This window comes from Candidatus Thiodiazotropha sp. AKAK3, from assembly GCF_058244645.1.
This window is the reverse complement of sequence record NZ_JBSYOQ010000077.1, coordinates 90440-111358: the sequence shown is the minus strand read 5'-3', so window position 1 is coordinate 111358 and position 20919 is coordinate 90440. Positions and strand designations below refer to the sequence as shown.

At 48.9% G+C, this 20919-nt stretch carries 17 protein-coding genes; 8 read left to right on the top strand and 9 right to left on the bottom strand.

The genetic code is table 11. From position 1 onward, the window contains the following. Positions 1 to 35 precede the first annotated feature (35 nt). The 4 genes from AC4IE7_RS20760 to AC4IE7_RS20745 all read right to left on the bottom strand — a co-directional run bounded on the left by AC4IE7_RS20760 (position 36) and on the right by AC4IE7_RS20745 (position 5524). Entirely contained in the window at positions 36 to 2417 is a 2382-nt protein-coding gene (locus tag AC4IE7_RS20760) for a nitric oxide reductase activation protein NorD (protein ID WP_490778789.1), read from the bottom strand. Between the two features lie 214 nt (positions 2418 to 2631). Continuing rightward, entirely contained in the window at positions 2632 to 3438 is an 807-nt protein-coding gene (locus tag AC4IE7_RS20755; protein WP_490778788.1) for a CbbQ/NirQ/NorQ/GpvN family protein, read from the bottom strand. A gap of 186 nt (positions 3439 to 3624) precedes the next feature. Further along, entirely contained in the window at positions 3625 to 3981 is a 357-nt protein-coding gene (locus AC4IE7_RS20750) for a ribulose bisphosphate carboxylase small subunit (RefSeq protein WP_490778912.1), read from the bottom strand. 124 nt (positions 3982 to 4105) lie between these two features. Next, the gene (locus tag AC4IE7_RS20745) at positions 4106 to 5524 is read right to left on the bottom strand and encodes a form I ribulose bisphosphate carboxylase large subunit (protein ID WP_490778787.1); all 1419 of its coding nucleotides are present in this window, start codon (positions 5522 to 5524) and stop codon (positions 4106 to 4108) included. 248 nt (positions 5525 to 5772) lie between these two features. Between AC4IE7_RS20745 and AC4IE7_RS20740 the strand changes: the two genes are divergently transcribed. From AC4IE7_RS20740 to AC4IE7_RS20725, 4 genes are all read left to right on the top strand, one after another. Beyond that, positions 5773 to 6681: a LysR family transcriptional regulator gene (locus tag AC4IE7_RS20740; RefSeq protein ID WP_490778786.1), complete on the top strand. Its 909-nt coding sequence runs from the start codon at positions 5773 to 5775 to the stop codon at positions 6679 to 6681. 67 nt (positions 6682 to 6748) lie between these two features. Next, positions 6749 to 8659, top strand: a complete 1911-nt coding sequence (dxs, locus tag AC4IE7_RS20735) for a 1-deoxy-D-xylulose-5-phosphate synthase (RefSeq protein ID WP_490778785.1) — start codon at positions 6749 to 6751, stop codon at positions 8657 to 8659. A 6-nt stretch (positions 8660 to 8665) separates the two neighbouring features. Beyond that, positions 8666 to 9445, top strand: a complete 780-nt coding sequence (gene gloB / locus AC4IE7_RS20730) for a hydroxyacylglutathione hydrolase (RefSeq protein WP_490778784.1) — start codon at positions 8666 to 8668, stop codon at positions 9443 to 9445. 145 nt (positions 9446 to 9590) lie between these two features. Further along, positions 9591 to 11003, top strand: a complete 1413-nt coding sequence (locus AC4IE7_RS20725; RefSeq protein ID WP_490778783.1) for a rhomboid family intramembrane serine protease — start codon at positions 9591 to 9593, stop codon at positions 11001 to 11003. 379 nt (positions 11004 to 11382) lie between these two features. Here the strand turns inward: AC4IE7_RS20725 and AC4IE7_RS20720 are convergent, their stop codons facing one another. The 4 genes from AC4IE7_RS20720 to nhaD (AC4IE7_RS20705) all read right to left on the bottom strand — a co-directional run bounded on the left by AC4IE7_RS20720 (position 11383) and on the right by nhaD (AC4IE7_RS20705) (position 16827). Continuing rightward, positions 11383 to 12342 (bottom strand): SLAC1 anion channel family protein, encoded by a 960-nt coding sequence (locus AC4IE7_RS20720; RefSeq protein WP_490778782.1) that lies wholly within the window; start codon positions 12340 to 12342, stop codon positions 11383 to 11385. Between the two features lie 280 nt (positions 12343 to 12622). Then, positions 12623 to 13495 (bottom strand): phosphoribulokinase, encoded by an 873-nt coding sequence (locus tag AC4IE7_RS20715; protein ID WP_490778781.1) that lies wholly within the window; start codon positions 13493 to 13495, stop codon positions 12623 to 12625. Positions 13496 to 13751: 256 nt separating this feature from the next. After that, positions 13752 to 15197, bottom strand: a complete 1446-nt coding sequence (gene nhaD / locus AC4IE7_RS20710) for a sodium:proton antiporter NhaD (RefSeq protein WP_490778780.1) — start codon at positions 15195 to 15197, stop codon at positions 13752 to 13754. A 148-nt stretch (positions 15198 to 15345) separates the two neighbouring features. After that, positions 15346 to 16827 (bottom strand): sodium:proton antiporter NhaD, encoded by a 1482-nt coding sequence (nhaD, locus tag AC4IE7_RS20705; protein WP_490778779.1) that lies wholly within the window; start codon positions 16825 to 16827, stop codon positions 15346 to 15348. Positions 16828 to 17186: 359 nt separating this feature from the next. On the opposite strand from nhaD (AC4IE7_RS20705), the gene AC4IE7_RS20700 reads away from it, so the two are divergent. From AC4IE7_RS20700 to AC4IE7_RS20685, 4 genes are all read left to right on the top strand, one after another. Beyond that, on the top strand, positions 17187 to 17825 hold the full coding sequence (locus AC4IE7_RS20700; protein ID WP_490778778.1) for a hypothetical protein: 639 nt from the start codon (positions 17187 to 17189) through the stop codon (positions 17823 to 17825). A 314-nt stretch (positions 17826 to 18139) separates the two neighbouring features. Next, positions 18140 to 18892 (top strand): exopolysaccharide biosynthesis polyprenyl glycosylphosphotransferase, encoded by a 753-nt coding sequence (locus AC4IE7_RS20695; protein ID WP_490778777.1) that lies wholly within the window; start codon positions 18140 to 18142, stop codon positions 18890 to 18892. A gap of 86 nt (positions 18893 to 18978) precedes the next feature. Further along, positions 18979 to 19563, top strand: a complete 585-nt coding sequence (locus AC4IE7_RS20690) for a hypothetical protein (protein ID WP_490778776.1) — start codon at positions 18979 to 18981, stop codon at positions 19561 to 19563. 225 nt (positions 19564 to 19788) lie between these two features. Beyond that, positions 19789 to 20229: a rhodanese-like domain-containing protein gene (locus AC4IE7_RS20685; protein WP_490778775.1), complete on the top strand. Its 441-nt coding sequence runs from the start codon at positions 19789 to 19791 to the stop codon at positions 20227 to 20229. A 228-nt stretch (positions 20230 to 20457) separates the two neighbouring features. Here AC4IE7_RS20685 and AC4IE7_RS20680 read toward each other — a convergent pair whose 3' ends face one another. After that, entirely contained in the window at positions 20458 to 20841 is a 384-nt protein-coding gene (locus AC4IE7_RS20680; protein ID WP_490778774.1) for a hypothetical protein, read from the bottom strand. Positions 20842 to 20919: the final 78 nt, after the last annotated feature.

Here is a 20919-nt window from a genome sequence, read left to right as displayed (position 1 = left end):
AGTATGACGCACCACACTAGGAGATCGGTGATGATCTACCCGGTTAGAGCAGCGAATACGCTGGGCAATCTTTCCGGTAGACGAGCTACGTCGTCAACGATGGAGTAACCATTTTCACCAAATATTCTTGATACATAACGGTCTGCATCAGGATCTAGTGTCAGGCAGTAGGTGTAGACACCTTGCATGGCGAGATCCTCAACTGCTTTCTTCGCATCGTGTCGAAGATATTGTGGATCACGCTCATCAATATCTGCAGGTTCACCATCAGTGACCAGTATGACAAGACGTTTTTGTGCATTTTGTTGGCTCAAGTGCCAACCTGCGTGGCGTAGTGCTGCACCCATACGGGTGGAGAGGCCTCCCTTCATGCCTGCCATCCGTGCCTTGGCTACATCGTCATAAGATTGTTCGAAATCTTTAAAGCGGTAGTATTGAACATCGTGCCGACCGTCTGATGCGAAGCCGTGTACAGCAAAGTTGTCACCTATGGAGTCAATGGCCCAGGAGAGCAGGCCAGCTGATTCGCGGGTCAGATCGAGAATGCTATCCTGCTTCTCGTAACCCTCTTCACCTTCAGCTATATCACCAATCTTTTCGTTGGTAGACTCTGAAAGGTCGAGCAGCAGAACAATCGACAGGTCACGAATATGGCGGGTTATACGGATGTTGATTCTTGGATCCGGCATAACGCCGCGGCGGATGTCGATCATCGCCCTTACAGCCGCGTTCAGGTCCAGCTCCTCGCCCTCTTCATAACCACGACGACGTACAATTCCTTGCGGTTGCAGCGCATCGATCAGATGGCGGATACGCGAGGCGATCGGTTTATGTTTGGTCAGGATCTCGTCCATGATCTCGGGATCGCCAGAGCCCTGCTTGCGTTCGATCACGGTCGCCCAGTCGGGGCGTGCGAGTTGTACATGGTAGTCCCACTCGTTGTAGTGGTAGGGGTCGGAGACTGGCTCTACGCCTTCCATCTGGTTGTAACTGATCCCCATGTCTTCGTAGGGGAACAGCTCCGAGGAGAGTACCAGTATCTCATCCGGGTTGTCGTGGGTCATCTCAGAGTCTAGGTCATTGACGAACTCCATCAGACTGACGTACCGACGCACCGTCTTTTGTGAAGTTGGCAGATAGTCGATCCCCTTGGATTCGAACATGTTCTCAGAGAAGTCCCAGAAATAGCGGTTGTCATCACGGTAGGGTATCGGCCATTCGGAAAGAATACGCACACTGGGGATCTTGGCGATATTAACCATTTTGTTGTAGAAATCGATACCTGCCATCCAGGCTAAACGAGGCTCATAGGGGTCTTGCTTCAGTTTGACAACGAACTCATCGGCAATCTGGTTTATCGTTTCCATCTCGTCGCGGTAATCTGGGTCCATGATGGCGCGGGTGGTACGCATCATCAGATCCATGGTCTCATGTGGTTTACTCTGGTCGTCGTTCTCACCCGGCTCAGCGGTGAAGAATTTCAGCCATAATTTGCGCAGGCCTGGAAATTCGTTGTAAGCAAGATATTCAACCCGTGCATCCTCAAAGAGTTCGATCATACGCATCTGAGCTTGAGATAATTGCTCTGCTGAGATCGGTTGTCTGGTGTAGACCATATGAGCTGCAGCGTGGGCTGTGGTTGCCCGGTAGACTTCCATGCCATCGATACCACGGAAAGGGTCGAAGGCATCGGGGACGTGAATCTGAAAATCTTCGATATAAGGACGAATACCCTGACGTGATTCGAAATCACCAGCGGTTGGTCGCATGAAGAAGGCACGTGCCCACAATGCACGTAGATAGAAGTTAAGTTTTCTCTGATTGTCGATGAACAGGGTTCCACGACGTTCGGACTGCAGAATGGATCGGGACGATTCGGTCTGAAGGCCGAAGTAGGCCAATTGACCGTCGAGATCACGTTGGTGGGCCTGTGCCCCCCACATTACCCAGCGACGTAGACCACCTAAGGTCAGTTTGGAGAGCAGTTCGTCCAGGTTTTCCATCATCGGACGCAAACCGCGTGGTGCCTTGCCGGTCATCTGGTGCAGCAGCTTGAGGAAGCCACGCATTACTTCCGCATCACCCAGCCTGGCTGCGGCCAAAGGCAGATTGGCGACGATCAGGGTAATGACGCTGCCAGAAGTGTGGGAGGCCAGTTTCATCATCGCTTCAACGATGTCAGGAATGATGTCTTCACCAACCTCTTTGGCAACGCCGGGCATCTCCTGCACGTAAGTCAGTACCAGATCCTGGCCGCGACCGAGTGTACAGAAGGCGCGCATGCCTTCGAGATAGTTTTGCAGGCCTCGCGGGGACATCACACGCTGGGCTTCGTGATACGAAGATTCGAGTGCTTCCGCATGTTCATGATCACCTTGATCGAGGCAGGTGACGTATTCGGTGAAATCGACACTCATAACATATTACTCGCTGGCTACTTAATAACCGTCCGTAGTGTTGCAAGTCGACTGCCGGGGTTGGTGCGGCAGGGCCGCACCCTACTGATCCCTCTACATCAAGAGGCAGGGCTGTCGATTAACCACTCAGAAATGCATAAGCAATTGATGCAGAGCGGTTAACTATGCGAAAAACCACATTTGCGTTTATTCGCATGCATTAGCGGACAAAATCCTAAAAATAGGTGTTTACCGCGGCACTAAGGGTATCGCGCATATCCGGATCGTCGGTCAACGGAGTGACCAGTGCCATTTGACAGGCATCCATGGGGCTAATGCCCTTGCCGACCAGTTGTGCCGCATAGACCAGCAGGCGGGTGGACATACCTTCGTCCAGACCATGCCCCTTCAGGTTGCGTGAACGTTGTGCAATCTGCACCAGTTTCTCGGCGGTTGCACTGTCAACGTTGCCCTCGTGAATGACAATTTCAGTCTCGACTTCGGTATCCGGATAATCGAAGTCCATACCGCCAAAACGCTGTTTGGTCGACTGCTTGAGGTCCTTCATCAGGGATTGATAACCCGGGTTGTAGGAGATGACGATCTGGAAGTCCTCGTGGGCCTTGACCAGTTCACCCTTCTTCTCCAATGGCAGTTCGCGACGATGGTCGGTCAATGGGTGGATCACTACAGTGGTATCCTGACGGGCTTCGACCACCTCGTCGAGATAGCAGATGGCGCCTATACGGGCGGCGACGGTCAAAGGGCCGTCCTGCCACTTGGTGCCGTTGATATCGAGCAGGAAGCGCCCAACCAGGTCGGAGGCGGTCATGTCTTCGTTACAGGCTACTGTAATCAGTGGCTTTTGCAGCTTCCACGCCATATATTCGACGAAGCGGGACTTACCGCAACCGGTGGGGCCCTTCAGCATAACCGGCATGCGGGCGTCGTAAGCTGCCTGGTACATCTCCACCTCGTTCTTCACCGGGCGGTAGTAGGGCTCATTACTAATCAGGTACTGGTCGCGGTTGATATCACTCATTGTCTTATTCCTTGTCGGGCATCTGCATAGGCCCGCTCTGCAGGTTCAGAAATAGATTGAAAATGGTGCTTGGCTATGGACAGTATTCCTGGTGTACATAGCCAAGCATCATTGGCCAGTGGTAGTCGTTCCCCGCCCTGTAGATTGGGCGGGGAACGAGCGCTTAAGTCTGAAGTGAATCAGAACTTAAGTAGGTGTACCACGGTAGATAACCATCGAAGCACCGGCACACTGGGCGTAGTTGTCCAGGCCCAGCAGACGCACATGGTTGTCCGGGTGAGCCTGGTGGCAGGCCTCACACTCGGCCAGGATGGCGTCGACATCGGTCTCACCGAACATGGGTAGTTTCCACATGTACCAGTAGCTGCCGGACGCGTTCTGCGGCTCGGTGTGCTCGATGGATGGATTCCAACCCTTGGAAACGATGAAGTCGATCTGGGTACGGATCTGTTCAGGGCTCATGGCCGGCAGGTAGGAGAAAGTCTCGAACTTGCGGCTGTCGGTATCTTCCAGACTGGAAGCATAATCCTGCATTTCACTCATTTGTATATACCTCAAAAATTAGTTTCGGACTCGCTTTGGCTTGCTCAGGAGTGGGGCCGGCAGAGCGCCGGCTCTCTTCTCCACGCCACTATATTGGCGGACTCCTGCAGCTCCACTCGATCCACTATTTGTGAGAAACGTCCAACTTGTCGACAGTGTCGAATTCGAACTTGATCTCTTTCCAGGTTTCCATAGCGGCTTTCAGCTCAGGGCTGTGGCCGGCAGCAGCAGTGAGAATCTCCTTACCTTCCTTCTCCAGCTCACGGCCCTGGTTACGCGCTTCAACACAAGCCTCAACCGCAACACGGTTCGCGGCTGCGCCAGCAGCATTGCCCCAGGGATGACCCAGAGTGCCGCCACCGAACTGCAGTACAGAGTCGTCACCAAAGATGCTGACCAGTGCAGGCATGTGCCATACGTGGATACCACCGGAAGCAACCGGTAGAACGCCAGGCATTGCGCCCCAGTCCTGATCGAAGAAGATACCTCGTGAACGGTCTTCCTTAACGTAGGAGTCGCGCATGATGTCGATCCAGCCCAGAGTCGCGTCACGGTCGCCTTCCAGCTTGCCGACAACGGTACCTGAATGCAGATGATCACCACCGGAGAGACGCAGGATCTTGGTCAGTACGCGGAAGTGGATACCGTGGTGTGGGTTACGGTCGAGTACAGCGTGCATGGCGCGGTGAATGTGCAGCAGCATGCCGTTGTCCTGACACCACTGTGCCAGCTGGGTGTTCGCAGACCAGCCACCGGTGATGTAGTCGTGCATGATGATCGGCGCGCCGATCTCTTTCGCATACTCGGCACGCTTCATCATTTCGTCAGAAGTTGGTGCGGTAACGTTCAGGTAGTGACCTTTACGCTCGCCGGTCTCAGCTTCAGCTTTGTGGATCGCTTCCATAACGAAGTCAAAACGATGTCTCCAGCGCATGAATGGCTGAGAGTTGACGTTCTCATCGTCCTTGGTGAAGTCGAGACCACCACGCAGACCTTCATAGCAGGCACGGCCGTAGTTCTTGGCAGACAGACCCAGTTTCGGTTTGATGGTACAGCCCAGCAGTGGACGACCATACTTGTTCAGCAGGTCACGCTCTACCTGAATGCCCTGAGGAGGACCATTACAGGTCATTACGTAAGCGATCGGGAAGCGAATGTCTTCCAGACGCAGAGCACGCAGGGCTTTGAAGCCAAATACGTTACCAACCAGTGAAGTCATAACGTTAACTACTGAGCCCTCTTCGAACAGATCGATCGGGTAGGCAACGAAAGCGTAGAAACAGGTATCGTCGCCTGGCACGTCTTCGATGGCGTAGGCGCGTCCTTTGTAGTAGTCCAGGTCGGTCAGCAGATCGGTCCAAACAGTTGTCCAGGTACCGGTGGAGGATTCAGCGGCAACAGCAGCTGCAACCTCTTCACGTGGTACACCAGGCTGAGGGGTAACTTTAAAACACGCCAGTATGTCAGTGTCCTTAGGTGTGTAATCGGGCATCCAGTATGTTTCGCGGTACTCTTTTACGCCCGCATCATATTTCTTGGCCATTTTTGCGATTCCTCCAGATTTAGGATTGCGTTGCCTTGAAAATCAGCGATGGAAGGTTCTATTCCACGCGGTTGCTAATAATCAGTCTCTTTGTGCATAACACTACTCAAGGTGGATGAATTATTAGGGCAGAAGCCGATTAAGGGAAGTCAGTTCTTTTGATTGAGTGTATAAATAAATACTTATACCACTTTCGATTTGTGGTAGATTAGCTGATAGCTGTTCAAATGGGGAAAGAGGGATTAATCATGCATTTCACACTACGTCAGCTGAGTGTTTTCAAGACCGTCGCAGAGCACCTCAACTACACGCAAGCAGCGCGGACGTTGCATCTTAGTCAGCCTGCCGTCTCTATGCAGGTCAAGCAGTTGGAAGAGTCAGTCGAGTTACCCCTGTTTGAGCAGACGGGGAAAAAAATTCAATTGACTGAGGCTGGTCGGGAGGTCTTTCAGTATTGCCGCACTATATTTCAGACCATCGAAGAGATGGAGGAGGTGATTGCCTCGCTTAAGGGACTGGACACTGGACACCTGGATATCTCAGTTGCAAGTACAGTTAACTATTTCGCACCTCGTCTTCTGGCTGCGTTCAGTCGCCAGTTTCCTGGTATCGATCTACGCTTGGATGTGACCAATCGTCAGCGTCTGATGGCTCAATTACAGAGCAATGAGACAGATTTGGTATTAATGGGCCGCCCCCCAGAAGATAGCGATCTGGAGTTTGAACCATTTATGGATAATCCTCTGGTGGTAATCGCACCACCTGGCCATCCACTGGAGAGTGAGCAGCGTGTTCCTGCCAGCCGTTTGAGTGAAGAGGTTTTTATCATGCGCGAGGCGGGTTCTGGAACCCGACTCGCAATGGAGCGCTATTTTGCTGAGCAGCAGATTGAGATCAGAACCGGTATGCGGATGACACGTAATGAAGCGATAAAGCAGGCGGTGCGTGCGGGCATGGGGTTAGGCGTCGTCTCGACCCACACCATTGAACTGGAGCTTGAGACCGGGCGTTTGGTGGTGCTTGATATTGAAGGTTTCCCTCTAAAAAGGCACTGGTATCTTGTTTACCGCAGAAATAAGCGTCTGGCACCTGCCGCTAGGGCCTTTCACGATTTCGTGATGTCTGAGGCACAGCACATCAAAGATGAGCCAGTTTGAATGCAGTAAACCGGCTGAGGGGTTATAATCCTTTTTCAGCCAGCATCACCATGGAGTCGTCCAAATCATGTCAGATCAGGGCACAACGGATAACATCTCTCACAACAGGGGTGACTATCCAATCCTGAATCAAATCAATTCTCCGGGTGAGTTACGTCAACTCGATCCAATCAAACTCCGACCTCTGGCTGCAGAAATGCGTAGATTTCTGATCGACAGCGTCTCCCAGACAGGTGGCCATTTGGCGGCAGGATTGGGCGTGGTGGAGCTGACTATTGCCCTGCACTATGTTTTCAATACCCCCTATGATCGCCTGGTCTGGGATGTGGGGCATCAGGCCTATCCGCATAAGATTCTCACCGAACGGCGTGAACGTATGGGGACACTACGTAAGAAAGGGGGGCTTTCGGGCTTTCCCAAACGCAGTGAAAGTGAATATGACACCTTCGGTACAGGACACTCCAGTACCTCGATAGGTGCAGCTTTGGGTATGGCTGTTGCCTCAAAGCAGAAGGGGGAAAACCGAAAAGTCGTTGCTGTCATAGGTGATGGGGCAATGGGAGCCGGAATGGCCTTCGAGGCCCTGAATCAGGCCGGCGCACTGGATCAGGATCTGTTGGTGATCCTCAACGACAATGATATGTCGATCTCCAAACCTGTGGGTGGCTTTAGCAACCATTTGGCGAGGCTCCTTTCCGGCAAGGTCTACACCAGTATGCGTGAAGGTGGAAAATCGGCCTTGAGCCATCTGCCTCACCAGTTCAGCGACATAGTCGGTAAATGGGAAGAGCATATGAAGGGTATGGTGATGCCCGGTACCCTCTTCGAAGAGATGGGATTCAACTATATCGGTCCAATTGAGGGACACGACTTTGACACCTTGGTCGCCACACTGCACAACATGCGACATATGCGGGGCCCACGCCTGCTGCATGTTGTGACCCAGAAGGGCAGAGGTTATGTGCCTGCTGAGCAGGACCCCTGTGTCTATCATGGTGTTACCCCCTTTGATCCAGCGACAGGAAAAATGGAAAAAGGAGCTGGGCAGAAGAGCTACACACAAGTCTTTGGTGACTGGTTATGTCAGGCAGCTGAGCAGGACGAAAGATTGGTTGCGATTACTCCGGCAATGAGCGAAGGCTCTGGCATGGTCGAATATGCAAAGCGTTTTTCCCAACGTTACTTCGATGTAGGAATTGCGGAGCAACATGCTCTGACCTTCGCTGCAGGTCTGGCCTGTGAAGGTCTGAAGCCGGTGGTTGCCATCTATTCAACTTTTCTGCAGCGGGCTTATGATCAATTAATCCATGATGTTGCTCTGCAAAACCTGGATGTCACCCTGGCAGTGGATCGGGCAGGGCAGGTGGGTGCGGATGGGGCCACTCACGCCGGTTCTTTTGATCTCAGTTATGCCCGGGCTATTCCCAACATGGTGATTATGGCGCCTGGGGATGAAAATGAGTGTGCTCGATTACTGCAAACAGGCTTTAACTACACTGGTCCAGCTTTAGTCAGATACCCTCGCGGTGCAGGACCAGGTGTGGATGTTGAATCAGAGTCCATCCCTATACCCATTGGGGAGAGTGAGGTCAGAAGGCGTGGTAAGCATACCGCACTGTTGGTATTTGGAAGTCCGCTTTCAGTGGCGCATCAGGTGGCAGATCATGTCGACGCGACTTTGGTCAATATGCGATTCATCAAACCTCTGGATGAGAACATGGTTCGGGATCTTGCCAAAACGCATGAGATTCTAGTGACAATCGAAGAGAATGTTATTCAGGGTGGTGCCGGTTCTGCAGTCAATGAGTTTCTGGTCTCAGAGGGTATACAGACCAAAATGGTTAATCTCGGATTGCCGGATCGCTATCTGGATCACGCCAGCCATCAGCAACAGCTTGCAGAAGCTGGTTTGGATTATGCCGGAATTCTTGCAGCGATTGAGCGTGCCAGTCGTGAGAGTAAATTACGTCTGGCTTGATGCGTAATGTTACAGATCACACCACTCTCTGCTTTTGATGACAACTATATCTGGATGCTCAGAAATCCAGGGGCCTCACAGGCTGTGGCAGTAGATCCCGGTGATGAGACGCCAGTATTGAACTGGTTACATGAGAATGGCATGACGCTTAGTGCTGTTTTGATTACACACCACCACTATGATCATGTTGGTGGCGTGCCAGAACTCAAACAGGCCTTTCCCGAGCTGAAAGTATTTGGGCCAGCTGGGGAATCGATCAAGGGGGTTACTGAAACCTTGAGAGAGGGTGACCGGCCAGTAATTCCCGGTCTAGAGGCTGATTTTCAGGTGCTTGAAGTGCCTGGCCACACAGCTGGACATATTGCCTATTTCGGAGAAGGTGGGCTGTTTTGTGGTGATACACTGTTTGCTGCAGGTTGTGGCCGCGTTTTCGATGGTACTGCGGAGCAACTGGCGGGCTCTCTGCAACGGATTGCACAACTGCCCGAGCAAACAAAAATATATTGTGCCCATGAATATACTATGGATAATTTAGGCTTCGCCCGTTGGGTGGAACCTGAGCGTCAGGCCATTATAGAACGTATTGAGTCTGAGCAGCGAAAACGCCAAGACGGAGAGCCAACCCTGCCTTCCAGTCTGGAAGTGGAGTTGGAGACAAATCCATTTTTGCGCACAACAATAAAGAGTGTGATAGCCACTGCGGAAAAGATATCGGGTAAATCACTAACCTCCCAAGCTGAGGTTTTTAAAGTGATACGCCAATGGAAGGATAGTAAATACGATTAGAATTAAGGAATCTCTGAACAGGTTGTGGAGAGGCTTTTACCGCCAAAATCTACCCTTCCTGGATTTTTTCAGAGGTCGCCCAAGATGGGAAATTTGCCGATTGGTTTATTAAGGATCAACAAACCGTGAACACAGGGATGATGAGATGTCCTTTACAACGATAACCAAAATATCTGGTCGCAAGGATCTACCTCTTGCAACCATCCTGCTTATTCTGACTACGCTTTCTATTTTCATCATCTGGCAGTTGGATGATAACTCAGCTTTGTCTGAGATATTGTCCGACTATCAGAGTTCCGGACTTCACGAATATGAAAAGAGACAGTATGAGGCCTACCTGGAAAAGTACATGACAGTTCCAAGTGCGGCACTGTCGAAGCTGGACGACACAACACAATGGGAACAGTTTGTAAGAATTCAGTCAGATACAACATTTCAATTCTGGTTGTGGAATGGCAACTTTGATGGCGCTCAGAATCAAGACCATTTGCAATGGAAAGAGAAGCATTCACAGCTGATCAAACGCTTTAGTGACGTTACTTATATTGAGTATGGTCTGGTTGCTGGAAAGATGAATGGGCTGTCACTCTTCGGTCATATGTTTCTGCACGCAGGCGTAATACATCTGTTAAGCAATCTTATTGTCTTGGGTTTATTGGGTCTGATGGTTGAGAGACTGCTGGGTAGGGTTCTATTTCTCGGGATTTATCTTACTTCGGGATTGGTTGCGGCTATTCTCGCATTGTCTATCAATCCAGCCGGCTTGCTTCATATGGTGGGCGCTGGCGGTGCTATTTCCGGAGTCTTGGGTATGGCGACTGTTATTTTGGGACGCAGAAAAATAGCACTCTTCGAACTTTTCGGTATTAATGCCAATCAGTTGGCTCTGCCTCTATTTGTGATACTGCCGTTCTGGTTAGCCATTGAATTAATACAGCTTGCCCTATATTCCGAGAGTCAAATCCAATATTTGACTCATATTGGTTGCTTTCTTATTACAGCAACAGTAACACTACTGTTAAAACATACTAAATGGGTTTTCGGTATTGAGTTATCTGATGAGGCTGAGGGGGCATCTGATGTAACACCCAGATTGGCATCTGCCAAGGATCTTTGCCAGTCTGAAAATCACAAAGAGGCGTTACGTCTACTTCGTCGACTCTATCGGGAAGCGACTAGCAACAGCGAATTTTTGTCACTCTACTATCAGTGCAGTCGAGCCTTGCCTGAAAGCGAAGACTTCCATCGGGCTGCCCGTGCCATTTTTAGTCTGGATGACAGAGACAGCAAATCAGTTGATTTGATTCGAGCGACCTACATCGATTATGTCAGGCTTGCCCAGCCTGGACCGAGATTTACTGAAAATATACTCTATAGATTGGCAGAGCTGTTTGTCGATCGGAAATGGTGTGATGAAGTCGATGGGATCATGTCACTGATGCATAAGAAAAGGGCTGCATGTCTCTTTGCGAGTAATCTACCCTATAGATATGCGAAATTACTTGATGAGCAGGGGCGGACTGTTGACGGTACTGAGTATCTTAAAAGTATTGTTTAACTGCTACAGGTGTGGTTGATCAGCATAGATCATGAGTATCAAGGTAGGGTGGGGCCATGCCCCACCAAAAGCCGTCAGACGTCCACTATGTATAAATGATCAGCATAGATCTTTATTTAAAAATACAGCGACAATTTCATTTCGAATTCCAGCTTCTCTGGTGGGGCATGGCCCCACCCTACAAAACTAGCAGAGGTCATGAGTATCCACGGTAGGGTGGGGCTATGCCCCACCAAAAGGTGTCAGGTGTCCACTGTTTATGCGTGATCAGCATAGATCTTTATTTACAAATACAGCGACAACTTCATTTGATTTTCAGCTTCTCTGGTAGGGCATGGCCCCACCCTACAAAATAGAAGTGAGTTAATGTGCTTTCCAGTTAATCTTCAGGTATACAGATTTTGTTCTCACCAACCGCCTTAAGTGTTCGATAGAAGAGAAAAGTAACCACCAGGGTAAGTACTGAAAGCAACAGCCACCCAATGATTGCAAAGCCTCTCTCATTGGTTGTCTCATACATCAGCAGAGATGCGATGGTGATCGCAGCCAATGGAAAAGAGTAGGCCCACCAGGAGAGGAAAAATTGCAATCGGCTAAAACGAATTGCCATACTTGCCAATAGCAGTGTCAGAAAGAGACCGCTGTAGTATAAGACGTGGGCAAAGTTGTCCACACCGCCATTCAATTTTACATAAGAGATAAAGCCAACTGCTGGTGGCGCGATAAGTATGAAGAAGGTGGGCATCAACTTATCTGGTAGTGGATTATGGAATAGCACGCGATAAATGATGATAGTGAAAAGCACCATCCAAAAAACGATACCTATACTGAAAAAGAACCAGGAAATTTCATAGTGTCCATGAGTTGTTCCTGCGACGGGTACCAGCACATTTCCAACCACTGGAATGAACCAGGCAGGATTGATGTGGTGGATTTCAAACTTGTCATGATGAATCCAGATATTCATGACATACAAGGTAAAGCCAAGATGAAGTGCGCTACCGATTGACCAAAGCAGATAGGAGATGGCCGGCTGTGTCTGCAGTAGTGTAATCGAGAGAAGAATAAGGCTGATAGAGACAGCTGGAAAAAAATTGAGTTTGACTGGATGGTTCAACTCTTTAACCACTTGCTCGGGATGGCGCATTAATTTCATGCTGTAAATCACAAGTAGAATTATAAAAACAACCACTGTGAATGGAATCAGTGCCATTTCAATCCTGAATGGAAGTTGAAAGCCTACTTGGGCCTTTTCCCAGGCAATGCATAGGCCAGCCAATCCCATAACCATAGCGAAAAATGAGATTGGGAAATAAGCCAGACGAGAGTCTTCTTTCATATTGAAATTATCCGCGCAATTGCCAGTTTAAGGAACCTCTGATCAATTCGTGAACTCGCATCTTCGTCCTGAATTAATCAGAGGTTCCTTCAATGTTGACTAAAAGAGTATGTTAAAGTGCCTGGGTGGACATTGAAAAATATCAAATGCCTCATGAAGTGTGTGGGAAAGGAGTGAGCACGCTATTCCGTCTGAAATTTATCTTGATGGTTTCCACGGGTATAAAAAAGCCGCCGCGCTGAAGGCGCGGCGGCTTCATATTCCTTACCGTAGGAAGGAATCAGACGTTGCGTGCGTCCATCATACGTTCGATGATGGGTTGCAGAATGATCTCCATTGAGAAGCCCATCTTGCCGCCAGGTACGACGATCGAGTTACGTCGAGACATGAATGAGCCATCGATCATCGACAACAGATAGGGGAAGTCCATATCAAATTTCTTAGGGTCGCTGAAACGAATTACCACAAAGCTCTCATCGGGCGTAGGAATGTCACGCGCTATGAAAGGGTTTGAGGTATCCACTGTTGGTACCCGCTGGAAGTTAATGTCAGTCCGTGAAAACTGAGGTGTGACATGGTTGATGTAGTCGGGCATACGTCGCATGATGGTGTCGACGATCGCTTCTTCACTGTAGCCCCGCTCTGCATTGTCGCGGAAAATTTTCTGGATCCACTCCAGATTGACAATTGGCACTACGCCAACACCCAGATCTACATTTTTGGCGACGTCAACATCACCATCGACCACCATGCCGTGCAGACCCTCATAGAACAGCAGGTCTGTACCTTCCTCAATCTTCTCCCAAGGGGTGAATTCCCCTGGCTTCTGGTCACAGCCCAGGCGACTGTTGTGTTCAGCAGCTTCTTCAGGGCTGTGCAGGTAGTAGCGCTTGTCACCACTGCCTGTCTCGCCATAGTTCTTGAAGAGGCTCGCTATCTTATCGAAATGGTTGGCATCGGGGCCGAAATGGCTGAGTCCTTCAGACATTTTTTCGCGCATTTCAACCCGGGTGAAGCGATGGAAACTGTCGCCTTCGACAACTGCGGGTTTAATGCCATCACGATAGAAAATGTGTTCGAAAGCTCGCTTGACAGTAGTAGTGCCGGCGCCTGATGAGCCAGTTACGGCCACCACTGGATGCTTTTTTGACATGTGCTTCTCCCTAATTTAATCATTGTAATGGTTATGTCCGGCGCCCTCGATGGGAGCTGTTTTTTTATCTCCGGACCAGGTTTTGAGAAAAAAAATGGTTGCCAACTATAACACGGCATTTCTCCATTTCCAGCGTATTAGGGTATAGGGGCAGCTTATACGATTGACCCTTTTCAGAAATTAATCAGGTATTTCAATATGGATAGCGTTGATGTTGCGATGCAATATCAGACGCCCTCTGATAGGTATAAAAACGTTAAAAAAGTGTGTTGTTGAGCCACAGATGGGTCTGTATGCCGATGAAAAAGCCCAACATGATCGCAGGTGTCCAGCGCAGGTGAGAGAAGAAGGTGTATTTACCATTGGACTGTCCCATCAGGGCTACACCCGCTGCGGACCCGATAGAGAGCAGGCTACCACCAATTCCAGCGGTGAGGGTGATCAGCAGCCATTGGCCGAGGGACATCTGCGGGGCCATATTCAATACCACCGACATGGTGGGTATGTTCTCCAGCACTGCAGAGGCCATGCCGATAGTAACATTGGCGGCAGTCGCGCCAAGCTGAATATAGAGGATCTCGGAAGCTATTGTCAGATAACCCAAATAACCCAGACCACTGACACAAAGGATGACACCACCAAGAAACAGCAAGGTATCCCACTCGGAGCGGGCCACTCTCAGAAAGACGTCGAAGGGCTGGCGGCTCTCAACCACCACTGAAAAATCGGCTGTTTCAGATGTGATGACCCTTTCGTTACTGGGTTCATGGGTTTTTTTCAGGTAGTAACCGAAGAATTGCAGATAGGATAGTCCGGTCATCATGCCAATTGTTGCTGGCAGCCCCAGCTGGCCCTGGAAAACCACTGCGGTGGCTATGGTGAGCAGAAACAGCCCCATGATTCGTTTTGCACCCCGACTCATTCTGACCTGCTCCTGGGGGAGGCTGAGTTTGCCCGAGGGTAGTGCAAAATGCATCATCACTGCCGGTATCAGGTAGCTGATCAATGCCGGCAGGAACAGGTTGAAAAAGGAGAAAAAATCAACACGACCGGTAGTACTGACTATGTTCTGTTGCCACACCATCAGAGTGGTGATGTCACCGAAGGGGCTATAGGCGCCGCCAGCGTTGCAGGCTAATACGACATTAACACAGGCTAAAGCAACGAAGCGGTGGTTATCCCGTTCCAGATTCAGCACAACTGCCCCCATTAGCAGGGCTGTTGAGAGATTATCCAGAAATGGTGAAAGAAAGAAGGCCGCTAAACCTGTAATCCAGAACATACGACGGTAACTGTAGCGCTGGTGAGCCACCCAGGTGCGCAGAGAGAGGAATACCTGACGTTCAGTCAGGGCGTTGATATAGGTCATCACCACCAGGATAAAGAGCATCAGTTCTGCATATTGCAAGAGGCTGTGTCTTAATGCCTGCTCAGCGTGGTGTCCCCCCACGATTTGGTGGGAATACCAGCCTATAAGTCCCCAGATGATACCGGCGGCAAGCAGCATTGGCTTGGATTTTCTGAGTTCTATGAACTCTTCCACACTCACCGCCACCAGGGCAAGAATAAACACTGACAGGCTGACCAGGCCAACCCAATGATTACTCATACTGTAACCGCCGGCCGACATGTGTTCAGCCAGCAGAATATCCGGAGCGAAGCAGAGTAAAATGAGGAGTGCCAGACGTTTAGTGAGGTTCATGATTACATCGTACTTCGGTGTTGTGTCAGTTCTCCAAGCATATCATTCTACATGGCCTGTTTGATGAATTTCTGAACAGTTGTGGCGATGAGGTTTTGGTAGGTTAACAGCTGCGCCGTTAAAGCACGACGCAGCTACTGCCCGAGTTCTAGAATGCACCTGCATTGATCCAGATATGGGTTGCAATACTGGCGAGATATCCCAGTGCAATTACTGGTGCCCACTTAAGGTGGCCGAAAAAGGTATATTTACCTCGTGCCTGCCCCATTAATGCTACACCAGCAGCGGAACCGATTGAGAGCATGGAGCCACCGACACCGGCGGTCAGGGTAACCAGCAGCCACTGCCCCATGGACATGTCGGGCATCATAGTCAGAACCGCGAACATTACCGGAATGTTATCGACGATCGCGGAAAGAACCCCAACCATGACATTTGCCGGGGTTGCATTCATTGCCGCTGTTAGCTCTAAGGCGCTACCCCACTGGTTGTACATCACTTCAGAGGCCATTGCCAGATAGCCGATAAAACCCAGGCCTCCGACACATAGCACGACACCGTAGAAGAAGAGTAGGGTATCCCACTCGGCTCGGGCCACCTTGTTGAACACGTCGAAGGAGACAATGTCGCCCATCTGACCGTCATGTTCAATTTCGGTAACGTCACCATTGGTCAATTGAGGGTGGTCACGATGGTAGGTCTTCTTGAGGTAAAAACCGAAAAATTGCAGATAAGCCAAGCCGGTTAACATGCCAATAACTGGAGGCATACCCAGGAAGTTGTGGAAACTCACTGCAGTTACAATGGTGGCAAGAAAGAAGACAATGATACGCTTGGCACCACGCTTCATCTCAACACTTTCACCCCCAGCATCAGGATTCTCATTGGGTACAGCAAACATCATGATTGCTGCAGGCACCAGCCAGTTGACAAGTGAGGGGACAAATAGTGCAAAAAAGGCCCAGAAATCAACAGGACCCTGAACGGTTGAGATGTTTTTCTGCCAGACCATGAGTGTGGTGATATCACCAAATGGGCTGAAGGCGCCTCCCGCATTGGCGGCCACCACTATATTGATACAGGCAAGTAGAATGAATTTGGTGTTAGTGCCCCCTACAGCGAGCACCACTGCACACATCAGCAGGGCAGTGGTGAGGTTGTCGGCTACGGGAGAGATAAAGAAGGCGAGTACGCCGGTGATCCAGAAGAGTTGACGGAAGCTAAAACCCTTACTGACTAACCATGAGCGAAGTTTTTCGAATACGTTACGCTCATCCATGGCGTTGATATAGGTCATCGCCACCAGCAGGAACAGCATCAGTTCGGCATATTCGAGCAGATTATGGCGCACCATCTCTTCCGCTGCATGGGGCATATCGTGGGTCTGATAATACCAGGCGATCAGACCCCATATCAGGCCAGCGGCGAGGATTACTGGCTTAGATTTTCTCAGATGAGTGAACTCCTCAGCCATCACCAGCAAATAAGCCACTGCAAAGATAGCGATGGCGGTAAATCCAACCCAATGCCCCGTTAAATCAAGATGATCACCATTGCCGCTGCTTGCTAAGGCAATTGCAGGCACAAATAACAATAAAAGCAGACTTGCGATATGTTTCACTAAGGTCACCCCAATTCAATTTTTTATAGATCTTCGGCACTTAAACGCACAATTCTCAATGAAGGCAGCAAGCGGGTCAACTTTTTTAACTGAACCCTTGTGACGGGTCTCGTATTCAATACTCACTATTAAAATCCGAAGCGATGGGCGGCAATAGGATGCAGCGGTCATTGATCCCCTTGAGGGTAGCTGTGTTCGAATCATTTTCTGGCTATGAAAAAGTCTGATGGTTGAGATGTTTTGCAAATAAATGGTTGGGTCAAGTGAATAAGTCACACATCAGTTATGAGTCATGTCATTGGTGGGAACAGGCTTCTTAATGCAAGCTGGCTGCAGATCGTAAAGATTTGTGGCTTGTGGATAAGCTAATGAAAAATAATAGGATTATTCCAGAAAAAGGGGAGGGGAGGCATCACGAGCTAATCCTGGCAAGGAGTGTGCTCTTGGCGCATATGTATGCGAGTAAGGTCCCCCCTGGGGATATTTTACGTTGCGTACGCAGATATTCTGAGGTGACTTTCTGGGAAGAGCTGATGTGTGTTGCCATAAATCCCAAGGCTGGCAAGTTGATTGCTATTGTCGGCAGGCATCAGGCTGAGGGCTATAGCGGCATACTTCGTCGCCACGGATCGGTTCAGTATGTACGGTTTTTCGTCGACTGGGGAGATCAGAAAGGCTACCACCCGCTGGGTTTGAGCCATTTTAAAGTCTGTGATGTCGGGCGGGACAAGGAGAAGGATGGTTATCCAATTTTTCACCTGGTCTCACTTGGCTTTGATGCTGAGCGGTATTGGGACGCATTGATACAGGGATTCCTTCCTAAAGTGCGAGCAGTTCTCTCTTGGAATCAGGTGCCAGAACTGGATACAGAGTTTATACCGGTGTTTGGCAACCGAATCGATTCCCAGATACGAGTCGATTCAGAAAAAGAGTTAATGCTGAATTTCAATATACCGGATGGAAGTGATCTGTTTGATTCATCGACTGAGCTGTCCAACGGTTGCTAATCCGGTAACTCATTAATCTGGATGAAGGACTGAACAGTGGGTGAAGTAGCAGAAGCTGTTCATGCAGTAAAAAACCTCCCTCCCTTCTATCGGCAGTAACAAGTCAATCTTCATTGGCAAGTGAATATGTCACAACTCATCTGTGTTCCATTCGATACGCCTCAAGGCCTGAGATTTGAAATCATATAGCCATACCAGATGGAAACGGCAGCAAGCAAAACGTTTCCCAGGGAGATCAAGTCTGGTGAAGCCGACAAAGATAGCGGACTCGGGCAAAGGAAGCCCAAACCAAATAACAGACCGGAGATAGGAAGATGACTGTTCACACTGATCACGAGATGTTCATCAATCAAAATGAATCAGCTTATGGATTTGATCAAATCGATACCACCGATTCAATGGGTGTAATCAATCCAACAGGCACCCTAACAGGGGCGTTTGCCTTCAATCAGCTTCTCTTATCGAGGAAAGAGCGTGTTGAAGGGTTGGGTAAGCGTCAGCTGGATGTTGTTTTTGGCCTGCTGATACTGGTTTTGGCCAGTCCGATTATTGTATTGACTGCATCTTTGATCTGGCTCAGTACCATGGGTAAGGATCCAGTCTTATATCGTCAGCTGAGAGTTGGATGGAAAGGGCGTGAGTTTTACGTCTGGAAATTCCGTAGCATGCGAACAGATGCTGAAAAGAATGGCGCTCAGATGGCAGCTAAAAACGATGCCAGAGTTACCCGAATCGGACGTTTCATTCGTAAGACACGAATCGATGAGCTGCCGCAGATTTTAAATGTTTTGAGAGGAGAGATGAGTCTGGTCGGTCCCCGCCCAGAGAGACCAGAATTCGTCTCAAAATTTCAGCGCCAGATTCGTGGATATGCTCTCAGACATCAGGTAAAGCCAGGAATCACCGGATGGGCACAAGTCAAATATCCTTATGGTGAATCAGTAGAAGATGCAGCACACAAACTCTATTACGATCTGACCTATGTGCGTAAAAACAGTGTGGTGTTTGATCTGATGATACTGCTTCGTACGATACCGGTGGTATTGACCGGACATGGGGCCAGATAGTTTGTATCTGACATGAGATGACAGTTTATTAGTAGATGCTGGACTATTTATAGCGAATAAATATTTAAATAACTTGAGGATCTGAAATGACCCATACTATCTCTCTTCGCGCGCTGGTTATTTCGATTCTACTCAATACAGTGCTCACTGCAAATCTCTATGCACATGATGATGGATTGACTTGTCATGAGCATCCTTGTACTGAAAATTATCCAGGTGGCGCTTGTTGGGATGGCTGGTTCAGAGATGTTGATGCAGGTGAATATCATCAGACATCCGGAGACTCACTTATCTCGTTAGCAGCTCTGATACACCGCTTTGACAATCTGGTTGTGCTTTCGGTCGGTGAATATGATTCAACTGTCGTAAGGCAGCTTCGTGCGGCAGTCACTGAATTGCGGCAAAACATTTTCACCATACTCTCCTTGCTAAATCGCTCAGAGTCGGCAGTTGACCCTAAAGAAAGTGAAGGTCTGCATCATGCTGCACTCATTGTGTACACCACAACAGAACTGAGCTTGCTTACAGAATTCAGGGATATGCACTCGGCGATTCGAGAGGATCATCATTTCATCCTTGAACTCAAGGACGTAACTCTATATTTATCCAGGCGCTATGGGTTGCCAGAGAAGATCCTTGTTGCCCTCGGAGATGCAGCCGCTTCTTGTTGATGTTTGCTGTTAGCAATCTGACCTGAGGCGCCAGGAGTGTCTAATCGTGGCAGTTACGAATAATTTGTTTCAATTCGCTCGGCAGTGTGGAAAAACCGAATCTTTTTCACACCGAACTTGGCAGAAGTACACACCATAACTTTTTTAGATGGAAAAAGCTTAAAGTTAAGGATGCTGCAGTTAATACATTAATTAACAATCAACGACCCGGAAGGAGTTACCCTTATGTTTATTGCAAATGATAAAGCGCTATATATTGATATTCGCAGTAGTGCAGAGGTGATGCTATATGGTTCGAAAAAGGGAGTTGATGCTCACATTCCTTATTTGGGTGGCCCGGTAGATGAGTGGAATGTCTTTCTGCAAAGCTACCGTTCCTATGCCAATAACAGCTTTATTAATGATATTTTTGACCTGCTCTGTGAATTTGATCTTTATCGGGACAGTGCAATTGTTTTGGTAGCCAGATCAAAACGTAAAGGGTTATTAGCCTCAAGTATTCTCAATGTGGCGGGGTATAGCAAAGTGATCGTAAAGGAATTTAGTGGCTATGAGGATAGTAAGGAGACTGTTGGCCAAGATGGTGAAAAAGGAGAAGCATCCCCTGCAGGGGAGGTGGCAGGTGTGGTATCAGATGTCAGTGAGTTTAAAAGCTTAGTGCATTGACGCTAAATGAAATGAGCTGGCGTGAATATAATAGAATATCTAATCTGTCAAGGCACCTATACCTAAGAGGCCTTCAAAGCGTTTGGTTGATAGAACCCTCTGGATAAGCTTGATTTTCAATACCGTTATGAAGTGTTAGGTTATGTCCTGAGAGGCTCGACTAAACACTTGAAAACCATTTCGTTTCTCAAGAATGATCCAAAGGGTTCTAGATGTCCATATTGGACATCAGAAACCGAGGTTATGAGGTGGTTGGCAAATTACATATAGTTTTCTGCCCACTGTTATCGTCGCACAGATTGAACCTTCTCTTACCACCATGTGCGATTCTGAGAGAATCTTGCCGTTCATGCCATGACCGTCCGGGTAGCATTTTTTGATGATTTCCTTTTTGCTCATATCTTCTTTGGATGTATCTTCTATGCAGGGTTCCACTCTTTCACCTGTGTTGGCATTCAAAATCGTGGAAGAGAAGTCTTTATTAACAGTCAGAACAATTTTTGATTCATCTTGTGTAAGAACTTTTGCATTACTGTATTTTGTGCGATTACATCCTGAGGTTAGTAGTGAGACTAGAACAAGGATTAGTAGTGTGGTTATGATTTTATTCATCTTTGTGCTCCTTTTATATACTAGAAAAGGTAAGTTGTTTTCAGGGTCATAAGGTATTCCTGTGATAAATGGAATAGG